This window comes from Streptomyces sp. NPDC031274 (assembly GCF_055570235.1).
In genome coordinates this window covers 1-2,013 of record NZ_JBVIHP010000115.1, presented here as the reverse complement: position 1 = coordinate 2,013, position 2,013 = coordinate 1, and the positions used below count along the sequence as shown (strand labels likewise).

The window sequence follows — 2,013 nt, the reverse complement described above, 5'->3', positions numbered from 1 at the left end:
GGGAGGCGCCGGGCAGTCCGGGGAAGATGATCGGGTCGTCCGGGGCGCGGTGGCTGGCGGGACACTCGGCCAGGAACTCGGCCACGCGCACGGCGTCCGCCTTCGGGGCGGTCGCCGCCTGCGCGCCACTGTCGGGGAGCGTGACGCCCAGCAGCGGCAGGACCAGGGCCAACAGGGCGATGGGCAGGGGCAGTCGGTGACGGCGATGGCCGCGGGGTGGTTCCGGCTTCGGGGGAGCGGGGTGATTGGTCATGAGGTCTCCGATCGGTTCGGTGCGCGGAAGGTGAAGTCGGGAGCGGGTGTCACCTACGGGGGTGTCACCTACGGGGTGTCATCTACGGGGTGTCATCTACGGGGCGTCAGCCCTTCTGTTCCACCCGCACCCAGTCGATCTCCGCCTTGACCCCGCCCGCGGCGATCTTGTCGACGCTGGACTGCGGCAGGCCCCAGTACGGCTGGGTGACCTTGTTCCAGCCGGCCGGGTAGGCGCCGCCCAGGGCGAGGTTGAGGATGACGTACTGGTCGTGGTCGAAGACCCACTCGCCGCGGGTGGACTCCAGCTTGTTGCGCGTCGTCTCCTGGACGAGGCGGTCGTCGACGTAGAAGCGCATGGCCGTCGGTGTCCACTCCACCGCGTACGTGTGCCACTGGTCGGCGGTGCCGCCGTTCGGATAGGTCTGGCGGGCGCCGATGTTGCCGTCCGCCGAGTAACCGGGGCCGTGCAGGGCGGAGCTCGTCCAGTCCGCGTAGCCGACGTTCTCCATGATGTCGGTCTCGCCGGAGGCGGGCCACGAGACGTTCGGGTCGTCCACGTCGCTGCCCAGCATCCAGAAGGCGGGCCAGAACCCGTCGCCGACCGGCAGCTTCATGCGGGCGCTGACCTTGCCGTACGTGAAGTCGAACTTGGTGTTGGTGTCGATGCGGCCCGAGGTGAAGTCATAGGTGCCGCCGCCCGCGGTGGTGCAGTTGTCGCAGTAGTCGGCCTCCAGGGCCAGACTGCCGTTCTCCGTACGGATGTTGTCGGTCGAGTCGACGTACGCCTGCGACTCGCCGTTGACCGACCCCATCTCCTGACCGGTCCTGACGACGCGCCACTTGGAGCGGTCCAGGCTCGCGCCGGTGAAGTCGTCGAAGAACGTCGTCCTGTACGTCCCCGACTGGTCCCCCGGCAGCGCCGGATACGCGGCGGACGCGTTGCCGCCCGTGCCCCACACCTGGAACTCGTAGAGGGAGTAGCCGAATTGGGCGGTGGCCGGAGCCGGGTTGTAGAAGGACCGGCGTTCCTCGCCGAGCATCCGTACATAGCGGCCGGTCGCGGGCTGCGAGAGCTTCACGCTGTCGTGCCGGCCCACCGCCTCGGCGGGCGACTTGACGTCCGCCCGGCGCGCGGCGACCTCCGCGGCGGAGGGCTGGTGCACCGTGCGCCAGGTCTGGTTGTCGTCGGAGACCTGGAGTTCGTAGTCGACCGCGTAGGCCGCCTCCCAGTACAGGTCCACGGTGTCGATGGTGGAGCGCGCGCCCAGGTCGACCGAGACCCAGCGGTTGGCGTTCCAGTCGCTCGACCAGCGGGTCTGATCGGCCTTGAGGTCGGCGGGCCATCCGCCGTCGGTCACGAAGGACGGTGAATTGCCCGCGTGCTGGTAGCGGTTGGAGTAGGCGGGGTGGTTCAGGGCGAGGTTCGAGCGGGCCGTCGATGCCGGGGCGGGCTCGCCGCCGTAGACCTTGAAGGCGTGCAGCGAGTAGCCGAAGGGCGTGGCGCGTTCGACGCCGCGCATCCTGACGTAGCGGCCCGTCACTTCCTGGGGGTACGTGTGGGCGGTGGCGGAGCCCCCCGTGCCGTCTGTCTCGGTGTAAAAGGGGGTCCAGTCGGTGCCGTTCTTCGACACCTCCAGGACGTATTTCTTGCCGTAGGCGGCTTCCCAGTCCAGTACGACGCGATCGACGCGCAGGGTGGCGCCGAGGTCGACGCGTATCCACGCGTCGTCGGCGAACTGGCTGGACCAGCGGGTCGAC

General features: G+C 69.4%; 1 protein-coding gene and 1 pseudogene. Both read right to left on the bottom strand.

All coding sequences use genetic code 11. The annotated features are described in order from the left end of the window. Positions 1 to 253 (bottom strand): annotated as a pseudogene (locus ACZ5CR_RS44015) (DUF1996 domain-containing protein); the annotation flags it as partial. A 106-nt stretch (positions 254 to 359) separates the two neighbouring features. Continuing rightward, on the bottom strand, positions 360 to 2,013 hold a 1,654-nt coding region (locus tag ACZ5CR_RS44010; RefSeq protein WP_468868948.1), incomplete at its 5' end, for a discoidin domain-containing protein.